General features: G+C 40.7%; 1 protein-coding gene. It reads right to left on the bottom strand.

The window, feature by feature from the left end:
• Positions 1–528: virulence factor SrfC family protein (locus B5G10_RS12510; protein ID WP_241147774.1), on the bottom strand; the 528-nt coding region annotated here is incomplete at both ends.

Raw genomic sequence — 528 nt, 5'->3', positions numbered from 1 at the left:
TCGAGCCATTGCACTTGCAACAAGGTACCCTTCTCCCTCAAGATAGCATCAAACGGCACATAAACCTCGGTGCGGAATCCTATTTTCTGATACTCTTTAATCAGTGTCGTAAATATCTTGCAAAAATGTCCGTTCTTATTCCACAATAACTCAAACACATCTACCCAATGATCCATCGACACATATTTGATGTTATCGGCTACCACATCAAAGAAATCGGAGTTGAGCACACTACTCGCTCCCACACCGATAACCTCAACCATATACTCTTGTATATCCCTGATATCATCCTCACCAATAATATCTTGCTTTTGATATTTCGATTTCCACAACTCCTGCAAAGAGTGCAGATTATCGTTTATACTATTGGGCGACAAGCTCTGCTTGGCATTGATTTTTACATCGCTGTAATACAAATCTACAATCAACATTAACAGATCGGGAACCGACAGATTCTGTATCCTTATATAATCGGCCATCTTCGTATTCTTATCGGCCGTTGTAAAGCGGGTAATCAAGCCCGTAGAT

Origin of the sequence: Barnesiella sp. An55 (assembly GCF_002161555.1) — a bacterium.
In the GTDB taxonomy this organism is placed as follows: domain Bacteria; phylum Bacteroidota; class Bacteroidia; order Bacteroidales; family Barnesiellaceae; genus Barnesiella; species Barnesiella merdipullorum.
This window is presented reverse-complemented; position numbering and strand designations above follow the sequence as displayed.